Raw genomic sequence first — 2688 nt, forward strand, 5'->3', positions numbered from 1 at the left:
ACATCTCCGGCATCGATCTGGTGCGCGCCGGCGATGGCGAGTACTACGTGCTCGAAGACAACCTGCGTGTGCCGTCCGGCGTGTCGTACATGCTCGAAAACCGTCGCATGATGGCGCGACTGATTCCCGAACTCTTCGCGCGCCAGCAGATCGCGCCGGTCGAACGGTACCCGGATGCGTTGTTGGAAATCCTGCGCGAAGCGGCGCCGGCGGGCATCGATCAGCCGGTGGTCGCGGTGCTGACGCCGGGCGCGGCAAACTCTGCCTATTTCGAGCACGCGTTCCTCGCTCAGCAGATGGGGGTCGAACTGGTCGAAGGCGCCGATCTGTTCGTACGCGACGACAACGTGTACGCGCGCACCACGCGCGGCGCGCAGCGGGTGCACGTGATCTATCGCCGGATCAACGACGACTATCTCGACCCGACCGTGTTCCGCTCCGATTCCATGCTCGGCATCCCGGGAATCTTCGGCGCCTATCGCGCCGGTCGCGTGACGATCGCCAATGCACCCGGAACGGGTGTCGCCGATGACAAGTCGGTGTATCCCTACGTGCCCGAGATGATCCGGTTTTATCTGGCCGAAGAACCGATCCTGCACAACGTGCCGACGTATGAACTGCGAAAGGCCGATGACCTTCGCTACACGCTCGAACATCTGCACGAGCTGGTGGTAAAGGAAGTCCACGGCGCGGGCGGCTACGGCATGCTCGTCGGTCCCGCGTCGACAAAGGCGGAGATCGAGGAATTCCGCCAGCGCATCCTCGCCAAACCATCGAACTACATCGCACAGCCGACGTTGTCGCTGTCCACCTGCCCCACCTTCGTCGAGAGCGGTCTCGCCCCTCGACACATCGACCTGCGCCCGTACATTCTTTCGGGCAAGCGCATCCAGGTGATTCCCGGCGGACTCACGCGCGTCGCGCTGCGGGAGGGCTCGCTGGTGGTCAACTCGTCGCAAGGCGGTGGCACCAAGGACACCTGGGTGCTCGAGGGCGACCGCTGATGCTCTGTCGTACTGCAAGCGATCTTTACTGGGCTTCGCGCCACATGGAACGCGCGGAGAACACCGCGCGCCTGATCGATGTTGCATTGCGTATCGCGATGCTTCCCGAGCGCTACGACCGCGGCAAGGCCGAAGCCGTGTCGTGGCGGCGCGCGCTCGATGCGCTCGACCTTTCCGATGTGGTCCTGGAGAAATACGGGCGCATCGATGCCGAGACGGTTCTGCGGCATTTGCTGCTTGCGACCGACAATCCCGCATCGGTGTTCAACTGCTTCCGCGGCGCACGCGAAGCGGCACGCGCGCAGCGCGTCGCGATCACCGCGGAAATGTACGAAGACCTCAACACCTCGTGGCTGGAAATTCGCGGCAGAAGCTGGGGCCGTTTGCAGTCCGACGGCGTCAACAACCTGCTCGAGTGGGTGAAGAGTCGTTCCGCATCCTTTCGCGGCGTCACCATCGGCACGCTCGGTCGCGGTGAGGGCTATCAGTTCCTGCAGCTCGGCGCATTCATCGAACGGGCCGACTGGGCCATCCGACTGCTCGACATCGCGGGCAGCGAACCGCACGTGCAGACCGGGCGAGATGCCGAGGACACCGTTGACTACTTCCGCTGGAGTGCATTGTTGCAGGCACTCTCCGCGTTCGAAACCTACAGGCGGCTTTACCGATCATCGGTGAGCGCCGCGCGCGTTGCCGAGCTGATGCTTCTTGAACAGAGCAACCCGCGCTCGCTGCTGACCTGCGCCAGCACGCTGCACGAAGTGCTCAAAACGTTGGCCGGCGGTGAGACGATGGAAGTGGTTCGCCTTGCGGGGTCGCTGTCTGCACAGTCGCGCTATGCGCGCATCGATGACATCCTCGACACGGGTCTGCAACCCTGGTTGCAGGATGCAATGGCGCGCCTCAGCACGCTGGGCGACGAAATCCAACGCCAGTTCATGGTGTCGACCGAGGTGGCTCAGGCTCAGTCGCAGTCCCAATCACAGGCCAAGTGATCCCGGCGCGGCGCACGGTGACATGGACCTGCCGCTCCCCACGACGCTCATGGCGGGCGCGAACACGCATTTATCCTTTCATCGCGAGATAGAGATATACTGCGTGCCCGCCCGCCGAGGGGCGCTGCGACCGCCGTCCGCGGATTCTTCCGCGCAAGCTAGGCCTTGATGGCCGGCTGACCGACGAGGCCAGGCTCGGCGAGTGTCCAAGCGACAACGGCGCCCGTTAATGCAAGTCCAGGCCACCGGCCCCACGGACTTCCAACGACGGAGCAACACATGAACGCACAGATCAAACCCGTTTCCGAAAAACGGTTCTCGACCGAAGGCGATTTCAAGGTCGCCGACCTCAGTCTCGCCGACTGGGGCCGCAAGGAACTGGACATTGCCGAGCACGAAATGCCCGGTCTGATGTCGATCCGCAAGAAGTACGCCGCCGCCAAGCCGCTCAAGGGCGTGCGCGTGACCGGTTCGCTGCACATGACCATCCAGACCGCGGTGCTGATCGAGACGCTGAAGGACATCGGCGCCGACGTGCGCTGGGCCTCATGCAACATCTTTTCGACGCAGGATCATGCGGCCGCCGCCATCGCCAAGACCGGCACGCCGGTGTTCGCGTGGAAGGGTGAGTCGCTCGAGGAATACTGGGACTGCACGCTCGATGCGGTGACGTTCCCGGGTGGCAAAGG

3 protein-coding genes and 1 riboswitch are annotated in these 2688 nt (G+C 63.7%); all 3 genes read left to right on the forward strand.

Features of this window, described 5'->3' with window-relative positions; all coding sequences use genetic code 11:
• The coding region (locus tag ABIV12_RS11465; protein WP_348059362.1) for a circularly permuted type 2 ATP-grasp protein at nt 1-1004 on the forward strand (1004 nt) is incomplete at its 5' end.
• Nucleotides 1004-1999, forward strand: a complete 996-nt coding sequence (locus tag ABIV12_RS11470) for an alpha-E domain-containing protein (protein WP_348059364.1) — start codon at nt 1004-1006, stop codon at nt 1997-1999. The genes ABIV12_RS11465 and ABIV12_RS11470, both read left to right, overlap by 1 nt.
• A gap of 110 nt (nt 2000-2109) precedes the next feature.
• Nucleotides 2110-2231, forward strand: a riboswitch (S-adenosyl-L-homocysteine riboswitch).
• Nucleotides 2232-2278: 47 nt separating this feature from the next.
• Nucleotides 2279-2688 (forward strand): adenosylhomocysteinase (locus ABIV12_RS11475; protein ID WP_348059366.1); only part of this gene is annotated, 410 nt, incomplete at its 3' end.

The organism is Dokdonella sp. (genome assembly GCF_039926425.1).
Classification (GTDB): domain Bacteria; phylum Pseudomonadota; class Gammaproteobacteria; order Xanthomonadales; family Rhodanobacteraceae; genus Dokdonella_A.

Excerpts from the sequence above, each read along its gene's own strand:
- ABIV12_RS11470 (WP_348059364.1), top strand. The coding sequence starts at position 1,004 with ATGCTCTGTCGTACTGCAAGCGATCTTTACTGGGCTTCGCGCCACATG.